Origin of the sequence: Aeromonas sp. S41-2, assembly GCF_027705845.1 — a bacterium.
GTDB lineage: Bacteria > Pseudomonadota > Gammaproteobacteria > Enterobacterales > Aeromonadaceae > Aeromonas > Aeromonas hydrophila.
In genome coordinates this window covers 474,912-495,524 of sequence record NZ_JAPDCG010000003.1, presented here as the reverse complement: position 1 = coordinate 495,524, position 20,613 = coordinate 474,912, and the positions used below count along the sequence as shown (strand labels likewise).

The following is a 20,613-nucleotide window of genomic DNA, read 5'->3' as shown; positions in this document are numbered from 1 at the left end:
AAGTGCAATGCGGGGCAATAGGCTGCCCGATCATCCCATTGGCTCAGGTGCTGCTGGCCTCGCTGGAGAGTACATCCTCCTGGGCGCGGCAAAATTGCAGAAAGCGGCGCAGGGTGGCGGAGTGATACTTCTGCCGGTGCCAGATGAGGGAGAGCTGACGGGGGAAGCGGCGGGTCAGGGGCAGGGCCACCAGGCGGCCGGCCTGCAACCGATCCGACACCGCCAGGTGGGAGATGAAGGAGATGCCGAGCCCCTTCTCGACCGCCAGCATCACCGCCTCCAGGGTATTGAGTTCGAGCCCCGCCTGCCAGCGCGGCAGTTCGGGCTGGATCTGCTGCTCGAACTGCTCGCGGCTGCCGGACTGGGGCTCGCGCAGCACCCAGGTCTCATCGCTCAGCTGGGCGAGGGAGAGACGGCTGCGACCGGCGAGGGGGTGAGCGGGCTGAGCCACGATCAGCATCTCGTCGTGGAGCCAGGGCTCGCTGACCAGATCTGGGTGGTGGTTCTCCCCCTCGATCAGCGCCAGATCCAGCTCGAAGTTGGCCAGCAGGTGGCAGAGCTGGTGGGTATTGGTGATGGTGACGCGGGGCGGCTGCCCCAGCTCCTGCTTGCTGGTGGCGAGCAGGGCCGGCAGCAGGTAGTTGCCGATGGTCTGGCTGGCGCCCAGACGCAGCTGGCCGCTCGGTTCGGCATCCGGGCTGAACAGGGTTTCGATGTCTTGCATCCGGGTCAGCAGCTCCTCGGCCGCCGGTTGCAGCAGGCGTCCCTCGTTGTTGAGCTGCAATCTGGGATGAATGCGATCGAACAGCGGGGTGGCGAGCTGGCGCTCCAGCTCCTGCAACGACTGGGAGACGGCGCCCTTGCTCAGGCACAGTTCATTGGCGGCCAGCCCCAGATTGCCGTAACGGGCGATGGTGGCAAAGACCTTGAGTTGTTGCAGGGTCAGCTTCATGTTTGGATATCCTGAACGATTGATTTAATTCATTTAGATATCGTAAACGATACGGGGCCATTATCCTATGCCCATCGTCTCTCATCAGAGGTTTCAGACATGATCGCAAGAACCCGTCAATCCTTAGGCAAAGCCCCGACTCCCATGGCAGGGCTGGCGCTCGGGATCGCCAGTCTCGGTTGGTGCTGGGAAAATGCCGGTCACTTCGATGGCCGCCTGCAGTTGCTGGGGGCTGCCATTGCCGCCGTGCTGCTGGTGATCCTGACCTTCAAGTTTCTGCTGCACCCGCGCCTGCTGTGGCAGGATCTGGCCCACCCCGTGGTCGGCAGCGTGGTGCCCACCTACGCCATGGGCACCATGGTGGTCTCCAAGGCGGTCGGCATGCTCGACGCCGGTCTGGGCGAGGGGCTCTGGCTGTTTGCCGTGCTGCTGCACCTGGCGTTCCTGGCCACTTTCGTCTGGCATCGGGCCAAACAGTTTGAAATCCACCACATGGTGCCGAGCTGGTTCGTGCCGCCGGTGGGGATCATCGTTGCTGACGTCGCCTTCCCGGGTGGCCAGTTTGCGGCGCTGGCCAACGGCCTGCTCTGGTTCGGCATGCTCTGCTACGGCCTGATGCTGCCGCTGATGCTCTATCGCCTCATCTTCAGCCATGAAGTGCCGGATGCCGCCAAGCCGACCATCGCCATCCTGGCGGCCCCCGCCAGCCTGTCACTGGCCGGTTACCTGACCGTGAGCGAGGAACCCTCCTTGCTGCTGGTGGCCGTGCTGCTGGGGATTGCGGTGCTGATGACCGGCATCATCTATCTGGCCTTCATCAAGCTGCTGCGTCTGCCGTTCTCACCGGGCTACGCCGCCTTCACCTTCCCGCTGGTGATCGGCGCCACCGCCCTGTTCAAGGTGAGCCACCTGGTCGAGCAGTGGCCCCAGGCAGCCGAGTATGTCGAGCAGATCCGGCTGCTGGCCCACTTCGAACTGGGCGCCGCCACCTTGATCGTCGGCTATGTGGCCCTGCGCTACCTGATGTTCTTCCTGCCGCTCGGCGGCAGCGACGAGATGGCGCACGGCATGGTTCGTCGCTAAGAAAAAGACGGCGAGAGCCGGGATACGGGGCGTTGATGAGCAACCTTGCGACAGACAGGGGCCATCAAACGGATAATGACCAAGCGCTTCACCCTCGGGTGAAGCGCTTTTTGTACCGGTTCTGGCAGCGAAAGGTGCCATTCATGCCCGTTGGTGCCCCGTTTTTTGCGCCAGCGCCCAGCTTGGGGGGACAATGATGAATTTCACTGGTATTACCTGTCAGGACGAATACAATGCAGCTCCATTTTCTTAGTTTGATCCCCATCCATGTCTTCCCATGATCCCGTGTTTGACACCCGCTTCGAGGCCAGATTCCTGCATCCACGCTATTGGCTGAGCTGGCTGGCGCTTGGCGTACTGATGCTGCTGGCCTTCGTGCCGGTCCGTCTGCGCGACCGTCTCGCCGCCGCCCTGGCACCGCTGGTGTTCCGTATCTCGAAAAAGCAGATCTATATCGCCAGAACCAACCTGGCACTCTGTTTTCCGCAAAAGAGCGAGGCCGAACGCGACGCCATCCTGATGACCTCGATCCGGGTCGGTCTCAAGAGTCTGCTCGGCTTTGGCGAATTCTCCGTGCGCAGCCCCGCCTATCTGATGAGCCGGATGCAGGTCAGCGGCTGGGAACATATCGAGGCGGAGCAGGCCGCCGGCCGACCGGTGATCCTGGTGGTGCCTCACAGCTGGCCGGTGGATGCGGCCGGTTACTACTTCACCCGGCGCGGGGTGCCCATGTGCACCATGATGAAACGGGCACGCAACCCGGTCTTTGACTGGCACCTCAATCGGGCCCGCGCCCGCAACGGTTGCCGGGTCTATGAGCGCAGTGCCGGCATCAAGGCGGTGATCCGTACCATCAAGGGTGGTCGCAGCTTCTTCTATCTGCCGGATCAGGATCATGGCCGCGAGAAGAGCATCTTTGCCCCCTTCTTCGGGCACCCCAAGGCGACGCTGCCGGCGTTGCCACGGTTGGTGCAGGTGAGCGGGGCCAAAGCGGTGCCGCTGCTGGCTTGCTATGACGAGGCCAAGCACTGCTACCGGCTGGAGATCGACGCGCCGTTTGACAACTATCCCACCGAGGACGTGATGGCCGACACCTGCCGGATGAACGACATGGTGCAGCAGCAGCTCTGCCGCGACCCCGGTCAGTACATGTGGTTCCTCAAGATCTTCGATACCCGCGAAGATCAGGTCGGCCTGGATGGCCGCTACGAGGCGGGGATCCAGCGCATCCGCAGTGGCTTGCAGCCGCTGCCCTGAGGCGGCACGCCTTCATGTCATATGGCCCTGCGGGGCCATTTTTATTGGCGATGGTGACCCGTCATGGAAGGAGGGCTTCCTTGCCTGCCAGCCCGGTGGCCGGGGGGCGTGGCCGCCAAAGTGGAAAAATCTGTCAGGATAATTAAAATAACCGTTTATTTTCTATGACTTGATGGCGGCCATGTCCTCACACGATCCGGTTTTTGACACCTCATTTCATCCTCGTCTGCTGCATCCGCGCTGGTGGGGTAGCTGGCTGGCGCTCGGTCTGCTCTGTCTGCTGGCGCTGGTGCCCCATGGTCTGCGCGACCGGCTCGCCAACTGTTTGGCGCCCACCCTGCTGCGGATGTCAAAGAAGCAGGCCTACATTGCCGAGACCAACCTCAAGATCTGTTTTCCCGAGCTGGACGAGGCTGGCCGTCAGGCCCTGCTGCTCAAATCGATCCGGGTCGGTCTCAAGACCTTCATGGGCTTTGCCGAGCTGACCCTGCGCAGCGCCGCTCATCTGGCCAGCCGCGTCAAGGTGCGTGGCTGGGAGCATATCGAGGCAGAACGGGCCGCCGGCCGGCCGGTGATCCTGGTGGTGCCCCACACCTGGGCGGTGGACATGATCGGCCGCTACTTCGCCATTCGGGGGATGACCATGTGCACCATGATGAAGAGCCCGAAGGATCAGGTGTTTGACTGGTACATCAACCGCGAGCGGGCCAAGGGCGGCAAGATCTATGAGCGCAGCGTCGGCATCAAGCCGGCCATCAAGGCGATCCGCAGCGGCGCCAGCTTCTTCTACCTGCCGGATCAGGATCACGGCCGTGAGGCCAGCATCTTCGTGCCTTTCTTCGGCCATCCCAAGGCGACCCTGCCGGCCCTGCCCAAACTGGTGAAACTGACCGGCGCCAGGGCGGTGCCCATTCTCGCCTGTTATGACGAGGAGGAGGGCTGCTACCGGCTGGAGATCGAGCCGCCTTTCGACCCCTATCCCGGTGCGGATCTGGTGGCCGATGTCTGTGCCATGAACGACATGGTGGAGCAGCAGCTGCGCCAGCATCCCGAGCAGTACATGTGGTTTCTCAAGATCTTCGAGACCATGGAGCACCAGCAAGGGTCAGATGGGTTCTACGAAGAGGGCATTAAACGGATCCGTGGCGATCTCCCTCCCGGGGAGTGAGGCCGGCCGACCCGGCGGCGCGGGTTATCGCACCGGGATCACCGCGGTTGCCGGCATGCCGGGCGCCGTCAGGAAACAGGGATAGGCAAGTGGCCCGGGAGGGGCTATCTTCTGATGCGCAAATAGGGTAAAAGGGCGGCCATGAAAATTCCAAATCGAATCCAACCTCTGGTTGATGACGGCCTGGTAGATGACGTCATCAGCCGGCTGATGAGCGGCAAAGAAGCCGACGTCTATGTGGTGCGCTGCGGCGACGAGATCCGCTGCGCCAAAGTCTATAAAGAGGCGTCCAAGCGCAGCTTCAAGCAGGCCGTGGTCTATCAGGAAGGGCGCAAGGTGCGCGGCAGTCGCGATGCCCGCGCCATGGAGAAAGGCTCCAAATACGGTCGCAAGCAGCACGAAGAGGTGTGGCAGAACACCGAAGTCGATGCCCTGTTCAAGCTGGCGGCGGCCGGGGTGCGGGTGCCCAGGCCCTATGTCTGCCTCGATGGCGTGCTGCTGATGGAGCTCATCACTGACGAAGAGGGCAATGTCGCCCCCCGTCTCAACGACGTGGCGCTCTCTGCCGAGCAGGCGGTCATCGACCATGGCAAGGTGATCCGTTACGTGGTGCGCATGCTCTGCGCCGGCCTCATCCACGGCGATCTCTCCGAGTTCAACGTGCTGGTGGATGAACAGGGCCCGGTCATCATCGACCTGCCCCAGGTGGTGGATGCCGCCGCCAACAACCAGGCCAAGGCCATGCTGGAGCGCGACGTCAACAACATGCGCAACTACTACGGCATGTATGCCCCCGAGCTGCTCAAGACCCGTTACGCCCGGGAGATGTGGGCCCTGTATGAAGATGGCAAGCTGACCCCTGACAGCGAGCTGACCGGCTTGTTCGAGGAGAGCCGCGAGCAGGTGGATCTCGACTCCGTACTGCACGAGATCGAGAGCGCCCAGGAGGAGGCGTTGGCCCGTCAGGCCAGGATGAAGGCCGAAGAGGAAGACAGCTACTGATCTTGCTAGTGGCCGTGGTCAGTGAACAAAGAGCGCCTTGTGGCGCTCTTTTTTATTGTCTGCCGCTCAGTCCTGGCCCCTTGGCCGGGGCCAGCCGGTAAAACCGGAGCCAGCAGCGATCGCCGGCATGGTAGCGGCGATCCAGCCATTGCCCGCCGACGGCATCAATGACCTTGAGCGAGGCGGCATTTGCCTCGTCACAGCTGATGAGCACGGGCTCGCTCAGCACATGGCGCTGCAGCCAGCCGAGCAGGGTGCGGGCGACGCCTTCACCCCGGCGGGTGGGACGGGTCTCGTAACCGATGTGGCCGAGCCACTGGCGGGTGGCGGAGTTGTCGCCGTGACGCAGGCGCAAGGTGGCGAGGATCTCTTCCCCCTCGAGGGCAAAATAGGTGGTGGTGGGTGGGTAGCCCGGTGGCAGATGCAACCCATCGGCATGGGCGAGCAACTCCTGCAGCCACTGATCCGGGTCGAATTGCGCCACCTGATAGAGCGGCAATCCGGCGGCGCCACATTCGGCCACGTAGCGGCGGTAGGCGAGGGCGTCGGTCAGCCGAGCGGCCCGGCACTCGATGGGGGGGGGCATCAGGTCTGGGTGGCCAGGGGCCACAGCGGCCTGGGCTCGCTGTGGTGCGGCTCCTGGATGCAGGCGCGCTGGCGGCCGGCCTGTTTGGCGGCATAGAGTGCCCGATCCGCGCGCGGATAGGCCTGCTCGAAGCGCTCGCCCTGCTGCAGCGAAGTCAACCCGATGCTGAGGCTGATGGGGCCGCCGGCCAGCAGCCGGGTGGCGTCTGCGACCCGTTGCTGCAGGGTCTGACAGCAGGCCGGCAGCGTCTGTGGAGTCTCCATCACCAGCAGCGCCAGCTCGTCGCCGCCAAGGCGGCCGGCCAGTCCCGCCGGTGGCAGGCTCCCCCGGATCACCCGGCCCACCGCCCGCAACATGGCATCGCCGGCGGGGTGACCGTGGCGGTCGTTGATCTGCTTGAAGTTGTCCAGGTCGATCAGCAGCAGCTGCCAGGGGCGGGCACTGCGACAGGCGCGCGCCGCCAGCTGCTGTTCGAAATGGTGGCGGCTGTCCAGCCCGGTCAGGGCATCCAGGTTGGCGCGCCGCTCCAGCTCGCGCTGGGTGGCGAGCAGCGCCTGCTGCTGGCGAGTGTGCACCAGGCTCAGCAAAATGAAGCTGCGGGCGATGGTAAAGAGCAGGCTGAGCAGGATCACCGGGCCGAGCAGGGGATCGGTCAGGCTGGAGGCGGCCGACTCTGGCCACCACTGATGCTTGGCCATCCTGACCAGCTGCAAGGCCAGTTGCAGGGCGAGCAGCAGGATGGCGAAGCGCAACACCCGGTAGGCGGGGGCCAGCCGCTGATAGCGCCAGAGCTGCCACAGCAGCAGGCATATCTGCAGCGAGATGGCCCCGGAGAGCACCACGATCCGGCTGTGTATGTCATCGGGTGGCAGCTGCGCGGCGGTAACGGCAAACAGCAGGAAGCCGGCGAGGGCGAGGAGCGGGCAGAGCCAGCCAAAACGGTCGGCCTCGCGCCGAAAGAAGTGGCGCAGCCCCCGCTCATAGAGCAGCGGGGTGGCGATGATCAGCAGGTTGGTGAGCAGGATATTGGCAAGGGAGCTATCCCCTGTGAGGGTTCGCAGCAGCAGGCAGCCAAAGGCGGCGGCGATGGCCAGTTCGCTGGCCGACCAGTAGAGCAGGGAGCGCAGCGGTCGCTGGGTATGCCACAGGTAGGCGAAAATGGCCGCGACCCCGATGTGCGACAGGCTGACGAACAGCACCAGACTCAGCAACTGGGCCGAGGAAAACAGACTCTGCATCAAGGGTGTGGGCTCTTCCTGCCGGGAACGGCGCAGCGACCTCAGGGCCGGGTGACTGGGCCGGATCACAGCATGAATTGCGCCGCTGAGCAATGGTTTAAGTGATCCGGGCACGATCGCGGCAACAACCGCCACAAGAGGGCTGCTGACTCGATTAATCAGGGGCGGGGCATGACGCCGGGGCGTTTATGCTTTCCTCACGCTGAGGTCAGTCGCTCACGACCGGCAGCCGCATGACGGTGGCCTCCCGGCCGAGGTGGGCCAGCAGGCGGCGCACGTCGTCGAGGCGGATAAGCAGGGTAGCGGTATTGACCAGCGGGTGGCACTGCACCCGCTCGGCCTGCCAGATGGTCTCGTCCACCACCAGTTCCACCGCTTTTTCCCTGTCGCACACCATGGCGAGCAGGGTGACCGAGCCCGGGGTGAGGCCAAGCACGGCCTCCAGCCGCTCCGGCGAGCCAAAGCTCAGCCGTTTGACGCCAAGGGTGGCTGCCAGCGCCTTGAGATCGACCCGGCTCTCTTCAGGGGTCACCACCAGAAAGAGTCGCTCGCTCTTCGGGTCGCGCAGGAAGAGGTTCTTGGTCTTGGCGGCGGGCAGCTTGGGCAGCAGCCGGCTGGCCTCCTCGCAGGTGAAGACGGGGGCGTGATCGATGCGCTGATAGGGAATGGCCAGCTGATCCAGCAGAGAGTAGAGCGCCACCATGACCTCCTGATGTCGGGTGAAGAGTGAGTGTTGGATGAATGGCGCGGCGAATAAAGCCGCCACCGGCATTAGCTGCCACTTTGGCCGAGCTTACCAGTTTGCGGCTCCTCTCGCAGCTTGGTTAGGCCATGGCGGCTGGGCATGCCGATTGCAGCAAAGCACTGTATGAACGTACAATGGTTCCATCCCAGCGTTGACCCCAGTAGCCTGCATGACCGAGATCCAGCCTGTTCCTCCCGTTACTCTGCCACTCGATGGCTTCATCCTGACCCGTCACGGACGGGATGTGCGTGGTCGCAACGGGCATGGCGAACGCACCGAGATCGTGATGTGGCTCTGGAGCGCGCAGGGGCCGGTGCGACTGGTGGTGCCGGGGCAGGAGCCGGTCTTCTTCCTGCCCCAGAGCCATATGGAAGAAGCCGCCGAGCTGTTCAAGGGGGCGGGGGTGAGCGGGCGGTTTCGCCGCCTGCCGATGCACACCTTCGACGGCCGCGCCGTGGTGGGCTGCTACTTTGCCACCTTGAGCGCCTTTCACCGCGCCATCGAGTTGCTGCTCATTCGCGGGCTGGAGCACTTCGAGGCGGATATCCGGCTGCCGGAGCGCTACCTGATGGAGCGTTTCATCACCGCCGGCGTGCGCTTCGAGGGGCGCACCCTCAAGAAAGGGGGCAAGCACGGCTACTGGGAAGTAAACGAGGCACGCTGCGCACCGCAGGCGGTGACGCCGACCCTCTCCTGGGTGTCGCTGGACGTGGAGTGCGCCATGGACGGGGCGCTCTTCTCGGTGGGGCTCTACAGCGAACAGGATGCGCGGGTCATCATGATCGGTACGCCGGAGGCGGATGCCGACAGCTGGAGTACCCAGGTCGAGTGGGTGGCGGACGAGAGCGCCCTGCTGAGTGCGCTGGAGCGCTGGTTTGTGCGGCACGACCCGGATCTGGTCATCGGCTGGAACGTGGTCAACTTCGACTTTCGCCTGCTGTTGCGCCGCGCTGAGCTCAACAAGCGGCGGCTGCGGCTGGGGCGCGGCCACGAGCTCTGCTTCTGGCGCTCATCGCGCAATGATCCCCAGAGCGGCAGCGTCATCATTCCCGGACGCATGGTGCTCGATGGCATTGATACCCTGAAGAGCGCCACCTGGCAGTTCCCGAGCTACAGCCTGGATGCGGTGGCGAGCGAATTGCTCGGTCGCGGCAAGGATATCGAGGACGTGGCCAACCGGGGGGAGAAGATCACCGAGTTGTTCCACTCCGACAAGGAAGCGCTGGCCCGCTACAACCTGGAAGATTGCAGGCTGGTGTGGGAGATCTTCGATTTCTGCCACCTCATCCCCTTTGCCATCGAGCGTGCCTCCCTCACCGGCCTTGAGCTGGACCGGGTAGGGGGCTCGGTGGCGGCATTTACCAACCTCTATCTGCCGCGGCTCCATCGCGGCGGTTACGTGGCCCCCAATCTGCCGGCTGATGGCGGGCTGGCAAGCCCTGGCGGCTATGTGATGGACTCCAAACCCGGCCTCTATCGCCACGTGCTGGTGCTCGATTTCAAGAGCCTCTATCCCAGCATCATCCGCACCTTCTGCATCGATCCCATGGGGCTCATCGAGGGGCTGCAGCATCCCGAGCACGCCATTGCGGGCTTTCGCGGCGCCATGTTCTCCCGTGAGCGCCACTTCCTGCCGGATCTCATCGCCACCTTGTGGGCGGCGCGGGATCGGGCCAAGGCCGCCAGCAACAAGGCGCTCTCCCAGGCCATCAAGATCATCATGAACTCCTTCTACGGGGTGCTGGGCTCGGGGGGCTGTCGCTTCTATGACCCGCGGCTTGCCTCCTCCATCACCTTGCGCGGTCACGGCATCATGCAGCAGACCCGGGAGTGGATCGAAGGGGAGGGCTTCGAGGTGATCTATGGCGACACCGACTCCACCTTCGTGCACCTGGGGCGGGATGCCAGCCCCGAGCAGGCGGACGAGATTGGTCGGCGGCTGGCGAAGATGATCAACGACAACTGGGCTGCACTGATCAAGCGCGAGTTCAACCTGCCGAGCTATCTGGAGATCCAGTACGAGACTCACTATCGCCGTTTCTTGATGCCCACCATTCGCGGGCTGGAGAAGGGGAGCAAGAAGCGCTATGCCGGGCTGGTGGCAGGCCATCAAGCAGGTGAAGAGGAGCAGCTGGTGTTCAAGGGGCTCGAGTCGGTGCGCACCGACTGGACGCCTCTTGCCAAGGCGTTTCAGACCCGCCTCTACGAAATGGTGTTTCACGACCAGGATCCCAGCGGCTATGTGCGCACCATGGTGGACGAGACCCGGGCCGGCCAGCACGACGAGCTGTTGGTCTATCGCAAGCGGCTGCGCCAGAAACTCGAGGAGTATCAGAAGAACGTGCCACCCCATGTGCGGGCGGCACGCCTGGCGGACGAGGAGAACCTGCGCCGCGGCCTGCCCCAGCGCTACCAGCACAGGGGCTCTATCGCCTACCTGATGACCCTCAATGGCCCCGAGCCGCTGGAATACCGGCGCAGCGCCATCGACTACGAGCACTACATCGACAAGCAGTTAAGGCCCATTGCCGATGCGATCCTCCCCTTTATCGGCGAGTCGTTCGAGCGGATCTGCGGCCAGCAGCTCGATCTCTTCTGAGCGGTGTGGAGCTGGCGGGGAGGTTGGCCTGCCGGGCATGGTTGAGCATCTGGCGGGTGCAGCCGTGCGGATGCCGGGAGAAGCTGGAAAGGGGAGATGCAAAAAGCCCGCTCGAGGAGCGGGCTTTTCTTATCTGGTGCGTCCTAGTGGATTCGAACCACCGACCCCCACCATGTCAAGGTGATGCTCTAACCAGCTGAGCTAAGGACGCAGGGTGCGCAAGGCGACTTTATGTGATTGCAGGGGAGTGGTGGGTTTAATTGGATTCGAACCAACGACCCCTACCATGTCAAGGTAGTGCTCTAACCAACTGAGCTATAAACCCACATCTGCATTTCTATCAATGCTGTTATGGTGCGTCCTAGTGGATTCGAACCACCGACCCCCACCATGTCAAGGTGATGCTCTAACCAGCTGAGCTAAGGACGCATAACAGGTTTCCATGATGGTGCGTCCTAGTGGATTCGAACCACCGACCCCCACCATGTCAAGGTGGTGCTCTAACCAGCTGAGCTAAGGACGCATCACGGAAAAGTGGTGGGTTTAATTGGATTCGAACCAACGACCCCTACCATGTCAAGGTAGTGCTCTAACCAACTGAGCTATAAACCCACTTTGCAAACCGGGTCAGAAACCCGTTTCACCATACCAGCACTGCTGGCGTGGTCGGCATACTACCCATGCCCCCCAAGGCTGTCAACAGGCCGCACGCACAAAGCAGACTGTTTGCCCAGTTCTTGCGCAGCCTGTTGATTTTGCAGGCGAGTTTGCCCTATTGCGCCTTGGAGAGGGCGCTGCAGGCCTCCGGGCTGGCAAAGCGGCCATAGATATGACGCAACCGGGCACCCAGCATCAGGGCGGCGCCGGTCAGGCCGACGATGAAACCGATCCAGAAGCCCTGCGGCCCCATGCGCGGCACCAGCCAGTCGGTCAGCCCCAGGATCATGCCGGTGGGCAGCCCCAGTCCCCAGTAGGCGACGATGGTGACGTAGAAGATCGCCTTGGTGTCCTTGTAACCGCGCAGAGCGGCGGCGGCCACCACCTGCACCGAGTCGGAGATCTGATAGATGGCGGCGAAGAACAGCAGTATGGCCGCGAGGGTGATCACCTGCAGGTCGTCGGTGTAGATACTGGCGATATGCTCGCGCAGCAGCACGGTGAGGGCGGCGGTACCGGCAGCCACCGCCATGCCCAGCATCAGGCCGGTGCGGGCGGCGACACGGGCGTGCTCGGGCTGACCCTCGCCGATGCTGTGGCCGACCCGGATGGTGACACCCACCCCAATCGACAAGGGCAGCATAAACACCAGGCTGGAGAAGTTGAGGGCTATCTGGTGGCTCGCCACCGTCTCTGCACCGAACGGTGCCAGCATCAGGGCCACCACGGTAAACAGGGTCACCTCGCAGAAGATGGCCATGGCGATGGGAAAGCCTAAGCGGAACAGGCGCCAGATCCGGCTGCCGTTGGGGCGGGCGAGCCGAGAGAAGAGGTTGATCTCCTTGAAGTGGGAGGAAAGCTTCACATAGACGATCATTGCCAGCAGCATGGCCCACAGCACGATGGCGGTGGCCACGCCGCAGCCCACGCCACCGAGCTTGGGCATGCCGAAGTGACCGTGGATGAAGACATAGTTGGCGGGGATGTTGACCGCCAGCCCCACGAAGCCGATCACCATGGTCGGCATGGTGTGGGAGAGCCCCTCGCTGAAGTTGCGCAGCACCTGGAACAGCACGAAGGCGGGCAGGCCCCACATGATGGCGTGCAAAAAGCCGGTGGTCTTGGCGGCCATGACGGGATCCACCTTCATCAGGTGCAGCGCCAACGGGCTGAAATAGAGCGCCAGCATGGCGATCGGGATCACCATCAGCGCCAGCCAGAAGCCCTGATGCACGGCGGGACGTACCTCGTCCCGCTTGCGGGCCCCGTTGAGCTGGGAGACGATGGGGGTGAGCGCCATGATGATGCCCTGGGTCAGCAAGATGATCGGCAGCCAGAAACTGGAGGCCACCGACACCGCGGCCAGATCCACGGCGCTGACCTGGCCCGCCATCACGGTATCGACGAAGCTCATGGCGACCTGGGCCACCTGGGCCACCAGAATGGGACTGGCTAGACGAACGAGTTGCCTCGCCTCGGACCAATAACGTTGCACTGACACCTCCGAGTGGATCAGATAAAGCGTAAAAAGAGCGGGTAGCGGGAAGAGCCTTTGCACTCCCGAAACGGGAATGCAAAGTGCGGGGGGGTCATTCTAGCCTGAAATTCATCCGGGACGAAACGTTTGGCGCAAGGGCCGGATCAGGCGTCTTCGTGATCGCTGATCAGCAGGTTGGCGGCGGCGTAGGCGGCCTGTTCGCGCAGATCCGCCGGTACCCGCTCGTCCGATGCCACGGCGTTGAGCGCCCTGATGGTGGCGGCAATGGCCTGCGGCACATAGCCCTGCTCCCCGGAGCCAATCTGGTTGTAGGCGATGCGAATGGCCTCACAGCATTGATATACCTGCATTTTTGTTTCCTTGTCAGCGCTGGTTTGAATGCCGTCACTATAGCGATCGGCCGCCCGCTTGTCAGCCAGCGTGCTTGTCTGGGGCCCGGGGCGAGGTTACCCTGCCTTTTTTCGTAGCAGGAGACGAGACATGTTCACTGGCATAGTACAGGGGACCGCCGAACTGGTGGCCATCGACGAGCTGCCCAACTTTCGTACCCACGTGATTCGTATGCCGATCCTGGCCTGGGGCGAGGGGCTGGCGCTGGGCGCCTCCGTGGCCCACAACGGCTGCTGCCTGACCGTCACCCGGATCGAGGGGGATCTGGTCAGCTTCGATCTGATGCAGGAGACCCTGCGCCTCACCAACCTCGGCCAGCTGCAGCTCGGGGACAAGGTCAACGTGGAGCGGGCTGCCCGCTTTGGCGACGAGATTGGCGGCCACGCCATGTCCGGCCACATCATGGGCACCGCGCAGGTCGTCTCGGTCATCGACACCCCCAACAACCGGCAGGTATGGTATCGCCTCGCCCCAACTCTGATGAAATACGTGCTGACCAAGGGTTACATCGGCATCGACGGCATCAGCCTGACGGTGGGTGAGGTGCGCGGCAACGAGTTCTGCGTCAATCTCATTCCCGAGACGCTGGCTCGCACCAACCTGGGTTGGGTCAAAGCCGGCTGGCACACCAACATCGAGATTGACCCCCAGACCCAGACCATCGTTGACACGGTGGAGCGGGTACTGGCGGCCCGTCAGCCGGGGTAAGCTGACCCACGCGCCCTCAGGGATTTGCCATTGAAAAGGGCCTGCATCATGCAGGCCCTTGGCGATCTTGTGGGTGGGTTCACTGGCAGTCAGAACATCTGTTCATCGTCTGCGTCCACAAACAGTTGCAGACAGTCGCGCGCCTCATCCCGGTGCAGTCGCAGGTGGATGGGGTTGCAGCAGGCCATGCAATCCTCGTAGAACTCCTGATCCCCCTGGCTGGCATCCAGCTCGACCCGGGTATGATGGCCACAGTGGGGGCAGACGATGCGCTTGCTGGTGTACTCGATCATGATGACCTCCTCGGGCCCGTGGGCCGCCTCTCTCCCCTGATTCTAGTTGGTTCGCACTGTCCTGACCGCGAGCAAGCGCACGTTTATGACCGGGATCAAGGGAGGCAGGAGGTCAGTCCGGCAGCGCCTGCCTGTTGTTTACTTGACCCAGTTGGCCAGCATCTCGGCATCCAGCTCGCTCAGGGAGAAGAGCTGGTGATCGGCAATGGCCAGACGGGGATCGCCCACCAGCGCGGGGTCGGGTACGATCAGCGCCTTCATGGAGGCCGCCTTGGCCGCCAACAGGCCGGTGAAGCTGTCCTCGATGGCCAGACAATGCACCGGCTCCACTCCCAGCTTCTCGGCGGCGTGGATATAGACATCCGGGTGCGGCTTGCCGAAACGCTCCACCTCGGCGGAGTGGACCGCCAGGAAGCGATCGCGAATGCCGAGCTTGCCGAGCACCGCTTCCACCATGGCAAAGGGGGAGGAGGTCGCCAGACCGATTTTAAGGCCTTGCGCTTCGATGAGATCGAGTGCCTCCAGCACGCCGGCCTTGGCCTGACCTTCGGAGAGGATCAGCGAGTTGACCCGATCCAGAATTCGCTGCACCACCTCTTCCTGGCTGGGGCCGCTCCAGGGGCGCAGTCGATACCAGTGGGCCACCAGCTGATCGATGCGCACGCCGATGGTCGATTCGCAATCTTCCACCGTGTGGGGGTGACCCAGCTCGGAGAACACGGCCATCTGGGCCCGTTGCCAAAAGGGTTCCGAGTCGATCAGAACACCATCCATATCGAAGATCACGGCAGTTAACATCTTGTACTCCTGACATAGGTGAGGGGGGGATTATAAGCGAGGCGCCTCAATGCAAAAGGGGCATTGCCATGCCCCTTGCGCCGGATCACGCAGGCAAACGTTTGTTTGTGCGAGACAAAAAACAGCGGTCAGAAAATCACGTCCACCCTGGCGGCCACGGCTTTGGCCTGCTCGACGGCGGTGGGGCAATCTTCAGCCCGGGCCAGTGCCACGCCGAGCCGGCGGCGACCGGCGATCTCCGGCTTGCCAAACAGCCGCAACTGGGCGCCCGGCACCAGGGCCAGCGCTTCGCCAATCCCCTGATAGCGGATGTCCTGGCTGTGGCCTTCGCGCAGCACCACGGCGGAGGCGCTCGGCCCGTACTGGGTGATGGTGCCGACCGGCAGCCCCAGAATGGCGCGCACGTGCAGGGCAAACTCGGAGAGGTCCTGAGAAATCAGGGTCACCATGCCGGTGTCGTGGGGGCGCGGTGAGACCTCGCTGAACCACACCTCATCACCCTTGATGAAGAGCTCGACCCCGAACAGGCCGTAACCACCGAGGGCCTCGACCACCTTGGCGGCGACCTCTTTGGAGCGGGCCAGCGCCAGTTCACTCATCGCTTGTGGCTGCCAGGATTCGCGGTAGTCGCCATCTTCCTGCCGATGGCCGATGGGCTGGCAGAAGTGGATGCCGTCGACGGCGCGCACCGTGAGCAGGGTGATCTCGTACTCGAAGGGGACGAAGCCCTCGACGATCACCTTGCCGCGGCCGGCGCGACCGCCCTCCTGGGCATGGGTCCAGCTCTCGTCGAGCTTGGCGAGATCGCGCAGCACGCTCTGGCCCTTGCCGGACGAGCTCATCACCGGCTTCACCACGCAGGGCAGGCCGATGGTGTCAACGGCGGCGACGAACTCCTCCTTGCTCTGGGCAAAGCGGTAGGGGGAGGTGGGCAAGCCCAGCGTCTCGGCGGCGAGGCGGCGGATCCCCTCCCGGTTCATGGTGAGCTGGGTGGCGCGGGCGTTGGGCACCACCTTGACGCCTTCCTGCTCCAGGGCCGCCAGGGTATCGGTGGCGATGGCTTCCAGCTCGGGAATGATCAGATCCGGTTTGACCTCGTTGACCAGGGCGCGCAGGGCGGCGCCATCCAGCATGTCCAGCACATGGGCTCTGTGCGCCACCTGCATGGCGGGGGCATCGGCATAGCGGTCGGCGGCGATCACCTCGATGCCGAAGCGTTGCAGCTCGATGGCGACCTCCTTGCCAAGTTCGCCGGAGCCCAGCAGCAGGGCGCGGGTGGCGCCGGGGCGGGTAGCGGTTCCAAACATGTGATCTCTCCTGATGTCGTGAGTGATGGTTGATGGCCGCTATTGCGCGAATAGCGGGCAAAAAAAGAGGCACGCATGGCGTACCTCAGGAAACGGATTTGTGGGCGCGCTGCTCCAGATGGGTGAGCAGGGTGATGGCGCCGATGATGATGGCGGCCCCGAGCCACAATCGACCGGGCGGCGCCCAGCCAAACACCAGCCAGCCGGCCAGCACGTTCATCGGCAGCTTGGCAAAATCAAAGGGTTGCACGAACGAGGCCTCGGCCACGCTGTAGGCGCGGGCGATGGACATCTGGGCCAGTGCCGACAGTACGCCGGAGGCAGCTACCAGCAGCCACTGGGTTTCGCTCGGCCACTGCCACTCCGGCAGCGCCAGCATGGCGTTGAACGGGGTACTGAAGATGAGCAGGTAGACGACGATGGTGTGGGACGACTCGCTCGCCGCTTGATAGCGCACCAGCAAGGAGTAGCCGGCCCAGAACAGGGCTGCCGCCACCGGTAGCAGCGAAGCCCAGCTGAACTCGTCTGTCCAGGGGGCCAGGAGCAGCATGGCGCCGACAAAGCCGGCCAGGGTCGCCAGAATGCGGGCCCGGCTCACCTGCTCTTTGAGAAAGAGGGCAGAGCCCAGGGTGGCAAACAGTGGCGACGTCATCAGCAGCGCGATGCCCTGCCAGATGGGCACGGGCACCGCCAGCGCCCACAGCCAGAACTGGATGCCGACCACCGCCAGGGCGACCCGCAGCAGGTGCAGCCGCAGCTGGTTGGTCATCAGCGATTGGCGCAGACCGTGCCGAATGAGCCAGGGCAGCAGGCAGACCAGGGCAATCAGATATTGATGGAAGGCGACCTGAGGCGAAGGAAGGCCGAGTTTGAAGCTGACATACTGGCTCAGGCTGTTGACGGCGGCGAAGCAGAGGCCCGCTACCATCATCCAGACTGCACCGGCAAAGGGAGAGTGCCTGCGCGAGGGTGTCATGGGATCCGGAACGCTGAAAAAAGTGCGGCGGATCATAACGGCAATCGTTTGTTCTGCCAAGCCTTGGCGGGGTGGGGGAGCTGTGGCTGGCGAGATAGTGAGCTAACATCAAATATTTTGAATAAGTTGAGCATCTATTTTCGCTATCTGTATAGAAGCCCAATGTTTAGAGTGACCTCCATCGACAGCACCGCTGTTCAACCGACAACCAAATGGAGTTTCACCATGGCCAATATCCTCGTACTCAAGTCCAGCATCCTGGGCCAATATTCCCAATCCAACGCTCTGATCGACGGCTTCCTGGCCGACCATCCGTCCGACACCGTCACCGTGCGTGATCTGGCGTCCCTGAACCTGCCGGTACTGGATGGCGAGCTGGCCATGGGCCTGCGCGGTGGTGAGAACCTCAATGAGCGTCAACTGGCCGTGCTGGCCCAGTCCGACGATCTGGTTGCCGAATTGAAGGCAAGCGACCTGGTGGTGATTGCCGCCCCCATGTACAACTTCAACATCCCGACCCAGCTGAAGAACTGGATCGATCTGGTGGCCCGCGCCGGCGTTACCTTCCGTTACACCGAAACCGGTCCGGTCGGCCTGGTGGAAAACACCCGCGCCCTGGTGATCAGCCCCCGCGGCGGCATGCACGTCGGCAGCGCCACCGATCTGGTGACTCCCTACATGCGTACCGTGCTGGGCTTCATTGGCATCAAGGACGTGGACTTCATCTACGCCGAAGGCATGGGCATGGGCCCGGATGCCCAGGCCAAGGGCATTGAGCAGGCCAAAGGCCAGCTGGAAACCCTGGCCCTCTGATCAAGACGGCACTTTGCCAGACGTCAGAAAGCGACAACGCAGCCCTCGGGCTGCGTTGTCTGTTTTGGGGCCTTGTGGCGAATGGGGCTAGGCAGGTCAATCCCGCAGAAAGCGGCGACAGCCGCTGCCGACCATCAGGCAGACCGCCACCAGGGAGCCCAGCAGCAGGGTGGTGAGCCACTGCTCGGCGCTGTCGGGCAGGCGCGGTGAGAAGAGGCTGATCATCAGCAGGGCACAGAGGGTGATCAGGCTGGTCGGGCGGGTCAGGAACATCATGGGTCATCCTTGGCTGCGGCTGGTGAGTAGAAGGCTAACCGCGGTCTGTGACAGCAAGATGTATCCATACCTCTTGCCGCAGGTCAGTTGACCGGGGTAGCCATCACCATAGCAGCTTTTGCCGCCGGAGCCAGCGGCATGGGCCGGGTTGTGATCCGGATCCCTATCTGAACTGCTTCTGATCTTCCTGATAGTGGAAATCGCCGCTGGCCAGCCTGGCGACCAGCGCCGCCTTGTCGAGATCCTGCGCCTTGCAGAGATCATCGAGATCATCGAAGCGATCACGCAGCTGCATGTTGACCAGGCTCAGCAGCATGTTGACGTCCATGGTGGCAAAGTTGTTCAGGTTCATGAGGGTCGCTCGCTATCCAGCAGGTGAAGTTGTTCGATGGCGTCGCTGACGCTTTGCAGGTGCAGACGAATGGATTGACGCGCCTCGGCCGGCAGGTAGTCGGTGAGGGTGTGCTGCCAGCTGCCCGCTTCGGTCTTGAGCTGCTGGAACAGGGTGAGCCCCGCCTGGGTGAAAGAGACCAGGCTGACCCGCTTGTCGTGTTCGCTGCTCTCGGTGAACAGGATCCCTTTCTCCACCAGCCGGTGAATTTCACGGGAGATCCGCACCTTGTCCATCCCGCTCGCCTCGACCAGCTCTTTCTGGCTGATGGGGTAGTTGGGGCCGAGCACCATCATCAGGCGCCATTGGGGCACCGTCAGCTGATAGCGCTGCTGGTAAAACTGCTCAAAGGTGTCGCGCACCATCTCGGCGGCGTGAACCAGCTGATAGGGGGGATAGTGGGCAAGCAGCTCTATGATCTTTGACATATGACATCCTGCTGTGACGGCTGCATCGGGTGCAGTTTCTCTTGATACTTTGGCCTTGATGATACGTAACACAAGGCCGTTTGTCTGAACATGCACCAGAGAAATGTGCGGTTGCGCACGTCATCCGCCGCAACCGGGTCTGTTCGAGGCTGGTTTTGTGGCTGCGGCTCAGCCTTTGCGCAGCCAGATCAAGGCGTTGTGCTTGAGCCAGGCCTCGCGGCTTTGCAAGGTGTAGAGCGCCGCTTCGTCGCGACTGCCCGCCTGCCAGCTGTGGGGCTCCTGTTTGGGCAGCTTGCGCTGGCCCAGCAGACAGGCCGGTACATGGGCGTTGGCCTTGATGGCGGCGCTCAGCAGCGGCTGCGCGGCCTCGGCACCCGCGCAGACAAATGTCATCAGCGCCTTGTTGTAGAGCAGCCAGCTGGAGGCTTCATCAAAGCGCACCAGCAATGCCTGCAGCGCCTGCCACTCCCCTTGCAGGACATAGAGGCTGGAGAGGGGATAGCGGCAACCCAGCTCGTCGGCCACGCACAGTTCGAGCAGCGCCAGATATTCGCTGCGCGCCTGTTCCAGCTGGCCGAGGCGCAGCAGGCAATCGGCCCGTCCGGCCCGGGCGGCCAGCAGCGGGCGCGCTTCGTGGGCACTCCAGCCATGGCCGGCAATCTGCTGCCAGAAGGCGGCGTCGAACAGCGGCTCGGCGTCGGCGATCACCTTGTCGAACCAGCCGATACGGTTCTGTGGATCGCGACTGGCATCGGCCAGTTCGAACCACTGTTGCCACTGCTCGGCCTGCTTGCTGTCCAGGGTCTGCTCCGTGCTTGGCACGACCTGATACTCGTCCAGTTGCAGCAGCTGGTTGAGAGCGGTCTTCATGTTCTGGCGCTGGCGCTTGCAAAACTCCATGAAGGGGAGGTCACTGCCGGCGGCCGAGTGCAGCATCTGCGCCATGGGCTTGTCGCGAAACAGGCTCAGCTCGGCGGCCAGGCTGAAACGGTACTGGGTGGTCGGGTCGTTCAGATCCTTGGGCTTGGGCCAGGTGGCAAAGCCCTGGCTGAAGCCGTAGCACCACTGACCGAGCGGGTGACTCTGCTCGAAGACCTGCTCCGGGCTCTCGGTGGAGAGGCGGCACTGGCTCGGCAGGGCGAGCTGGGCCTCATCGGCCTGGGCTTCCAGCTCGGCGATCAGATGGTGCAGCGCGTCGCTGCTCTTCTCATCCAGCTCGGCGTCATGGGGCAACAGACCGGCCAGCGGGGCCTGCCAGTCAGGGGCATCCGGCCCGACCAGGCGGGCGCACAAAAAGCCGTGCAGCGCCGGGTAGGTCATGTCCTGCCCACTGTGGGTCTGGATCCATTGATTGAGATGACGGGTACGAGTGGATGGATTCATCGACAGTTCCTCTGGATTTTGACAGCGGCGAAGTCTACCCAAAAGTGGGGTTATTTGCAGCTAAA

21 protein-coding genes and 5 tRNA genes are annotated in these 20,613 nt (G+C 63.2%); 7 read left to right on the top strand and 19 right to left on the bottom strand.

The genetic code is table 11. The features are described from left to right. Positions 1–43: 43 nt before the first annotated feature. Positions 44–952, bottom strand: a complete 909-nt coding sequence (locus OKC44_RS10195; RefSeq protein ID WP_101614901.1) for a LysR substrate-binding domain-containing protein — start codon at positions 950–952, stop codon at positions 44–46. A 99-nt stretch (positions 953–1,051) separates the two neighbouring features. Here OKC44_RS10195 and OKC44_RS10190 point away from each other — a divergent pair, with 99 nt between their 5' ends. The 4 genes from OKC44_RS10190 (at position 1,052) to OKC44_RS10175 (ending at position 5,462) form a co-directional block, all read left to right on the top strand. Next, entirely contained in the window at positions 1,052–2,035 is a 984-nt protein-coding gene (locus OKC44_RS10190; protein ID WP_060389245.1) for a TDT family transporter, read from the top strand. Between the two features lie 267 nt (positions 2,036–2,302). Then, positions 2,303–3,292, top strand: a complete 990-nt coding sequence (gene lpxM, locus OKC44_RS10185) for a lauroyl-Kdo(2)-lipid IV(A) myristoyltransferase (RefSeq protein WP_011705968.1) — start codon at positions 2,303–2,305, stop codon at positions 3,290–3,292. A 172-nt stretch (positions 3,293–3,464) separates the two neighbouring features. Next, complete coding sequence (locus OKC44_RS10180; protein WP_270812630.1) at positions 3,465–4,460, top strand: LpxL/LpxP family acyltransferase; 996 nt, start codon at positions 3,465–3,467, stop codon at positions 4,458–4,460. Between the two features lie 141 nt (positions 4,461–4,601). Beyond that, the gene (locus OKC44_RS10175) at positions 4,602–5,462 is read left to right on the top strand and encodes a PA4780 family RIO1-like protein kinase (protein WP_016350856.1); all 861 of its coding nucleotides are present in this window, start codon (positions 4,602–4,604) and stop codon (positions 5,460–5,462) included. Positions 5,463–5,514: 52 nt separating this feature from the next. On the opposite strand, the gene OKC44_RS10170 is transcribed toward OKC44_RS10175, so the two are convergent. The 3 genes from OKC44_RS10170 to OKC44_RS10160 all read right to left on the bottom strand — a co-directional run bounded on the left by OKC44_RS10170 (position 5,515) and on the right by OKC44_RS10160 (position 7,989). After that, positions 5,515–6,048 (bottom strand): GNAT family N-acetyltransferase, encoded by a 534-nt coding sequence (locus OKC44_RS10170; RefSeq protein ID WP_270812628.1) that lies wholly within the window; start codon positions 6,046–6,048, stop codon positions 5,515–5,517. Beyond that, positions 6,048–7,286: a GGDEF domain-containing protein gene (locus OKC44_RS10165; protein ID WP_270812627.1), complete on the bottom strand. Its 1,239-nt coding sequence runs from the start codon at positions 7,284–7,286 to the stop codon at positions 6,048–6,050. Before OKC44_RS10165 ends, OKC44_RS10170 begins: the two co-directional genes overlap by 1 nt. Positions 7,287–7,494: 208 nt before the next feature. Then, complete coding sequence (locus OKC44_RS10160; RefSeq protein ID WP_270812626.1) at positions 7,495–7,989, bottom strand: prolyl-tRNA synthetase associated domain-containing protein; 495 nt, start codon at positions 7,987–7,989, stop codon at positions 7,495–7,497. Between the two features lie 211 nt (positions 7,990–8,200). Between OKC44_RS10160 and OKC44_RS10155 the strand changes: the two genes are divergently transcribed. Continuing rightward, positions 8,201–10,630, top strand: coding sequence for a DNA polymerase II (locus OKC44_RS10155; RefSeq protein WP_270812625.1), 2,430 nt, complete (start codon positions 8,201–8,203; stop codon positions 10,628–10,630). Between the two features lie 134 nt (positions 10,631–10,764). Here OKC44_RS10155 and OKC44_RS10150 read toward each other — a convergent pair. The 7 genes from OKC44_RS10150 to OKC44_RS10120 all read right to left on the bottom strand — a co-directional run bounded on the left by OKC44_RS10150 (position 10,765) and on the right by OKC44_RS10120 (position 13,135). Then, positions 10,765–10,841: transfer RNA gene (locus OKC44_RS10150), tRNA-Val, on the bottom strand. Between the two features lie 37 nt (positions 10,842–10,878). Next, positions 10,879–10,955 (bottom strand) — tRNA-Val (locus OKC44_RS10145). Between the two features lie 27 nt (positions 10,956–10,982). Then, a tRNA-Val gene (locus tag OKC44_RS10140) sits at positions 10,983–11,059 on the bottom strand. A 17-nt stretch (positions 11,060–11,076) separates the two neighbouring features. Beyond that, a tRNA-Val gene (locus OKC44_RS10135) sits at positions 11,077–11,153 on the bottom strand. Between the two features lie 12 nt (positions 11,154–11,165). Next, a tRNA-Val gene (locus OKC44_RS10130) sits at positions 11,166–11,242 on the bottom strand. A 160-nt stretch (positions 11,243–11,402) separates the two neighbouring features. Beyond that, positions 11,403–12,782 (bottom strand): MATE family efflux transporter, encoded by a 1,380-nt coding sequence (locus tag OKC44_RS10125; RefSeq protein ID WP_139392196.1) that lies wholly within the window; start codon positions 12,780–12,782, stop codon positions 11,403–11,405. Between the two features lie 146 nt (positions 12,783–12,928). Continuing rightward, on the bottom strand, positions 12,929–13,135 hold the full coding sequence (locus OKC44_RS10120; protein ID WP_005301307.1) for a YaeP family protein: 207 nt from the start codon (positions 13,133–13,135) through the stop codon (positions 12,929–12,931). A gap of 130 nt (positions 13,136–13,265) precedes the next feature. On the opposite strand from OKC44_RS10120, the gene OKC44_RS10115 reads away from it, so the two are divergent. Continuing rightward, positions 13,266–13,883: a riboflavin synthase subunit alpha gene (locus OKC44_RS10115; RefSeq protein ID WP_270812621.1), complete on the top strand. Its 618-nt coding sequence runs from the start codon at positions 13,266–13,268 to the stop codon at positions 13,881–13,883. A gap of 89 nt (positions 13,884–13,972) precedes the next feature. On the opposite strand, the gene OKC44_RS10110 is transcribed toward OKC44_RS10115, so the two are convergent. The 4 genes from OKC44_RS10110 to OKC44_RS10095 all read right to left on the bottom strand — a co-directional run bounded on the left by OKC44_RS10110 (position 13,973) and on the right by OKC44_RS10095 (position 17,257). After that, complete coding sequence (locus OKC44_RS10110; protein WP_005301298.1) at positions 13,973–14,176, bottom strand: CPXCG motif-containing cysteine-rich protein; 204 nt, start codon at positions 14,174–14,176, stop codon at positions 13,973–13,975. Between the two features lie 138 nt (positions 14,177–14,314). Then, positions 14,315–14,974 carry a hexitol phosphatase HxpB gene (hxpB, locus tag OKC44_RS10105; RefSeq protein WP_270812619.1) on the bottom strand — a complete coding sequence of 220 codons (660 nt, stop codon included), beginning with the start codon at positions 14,972–14,974 and terminating at the stop codon, positions 14,315–14,317. A gap of 128 nt (positions 14,975–15,102) precedes the next feature. Then, entirely contained in the window at positions 15,103–16,281 is a 1,179-nt protein-coding gene (gene purT, locus OKC44_RS10100) for a formate-dependent phosphoribosylglycinamide formyltransferase (RefSeq protein WP_219312531.1), read from the bottom strand. 85 nt (positions 16,282–16,366) lie between these two features. Next, the gene (locus OKC44_RS10095; RefSeq protein ID WP_270812615.1) at positions 16,367–17,257 is read right to left on the bottom strand and encodes a DMT family transporter; all 891 of its coding nucleotides are present in this window, start codon (positions 17,255–17,257) and stop codon (positions 16,367–16,369) included. Between the two features lie 225 nt (positions 17,258–17,482). On the opposite strand from OKC44_RS10095, the gene OKC44_RS10090 reads away from it, so the two are divergent. Further along, positions 17,483–18,070 (top strand): FMN-dependent NADH-azoreductase, encoded by a 588-nt coding sequence (locus OKC44_RS10090; RefSeq protein WP_270812614.1) that lies wholly within the window; start codon positions 17,483–17,485, stop codon positions 18,068–18,070. Between the two features lie 96 nt (positions 18,071–18,166). Here the strand turns inward: OKC44_RS10090 and OKC44_RS10085 are convergent, their stop codons facing one another. The 4 genes from OKC44_RS10085 to OKC44_RS10070 form a co-directional block, all read right to left on the bottom strand. Further along, positions 18,167–18,346, bottom strand: coding sequence for a hypothetical protein (locus OKC44_RS10085; RefSeq protein WP_017408281.1), 180 nt, complete (start codon positions 18,344–18,346; stop codon positions 18,167–18,169). A gap of 163 nt (positions 18,347–18,509) precedes the next feature. Continuing rightward, entirely contained in the window at positions 18,510–18,698 is a 189-nt protein-coding gene (locus tag OKC44_RS10080) for a DUF4250 domain-containing protein (RefSeq protein ID WP_016350843.1), read from the bottom strand. Further along, on the bottom strand, positions 18,695–19,165 hold the full coding sequence (locus OKC44_RS10075) for a MarR family winged helix-turn-helix transcriptional regulator (protein WP_016350842.1): 471 nt from the start codon (positions 19,163–19,165) through the stop codon (positions 18,695–18,697). Before OKC44_RS10075 ends, OKC44_RS10080 begins: the two co-directional genes overlap by 4 nt. 168 nt (positions 19,166–19,333) lie before the next feature. Next, positions 19,334–20,548, bottom strand: coding sequence for a UPF0149 family protein (locus tag OKC44_RS10070; RefSeq protein WP_270812612.1), 1,215 nt, complete (start codon positions 20,546–20,548; stop codon positions 19,334–19,336). Between the last annotated feature and the right edge of the window lie 65 nt (positions 20,549–20,613).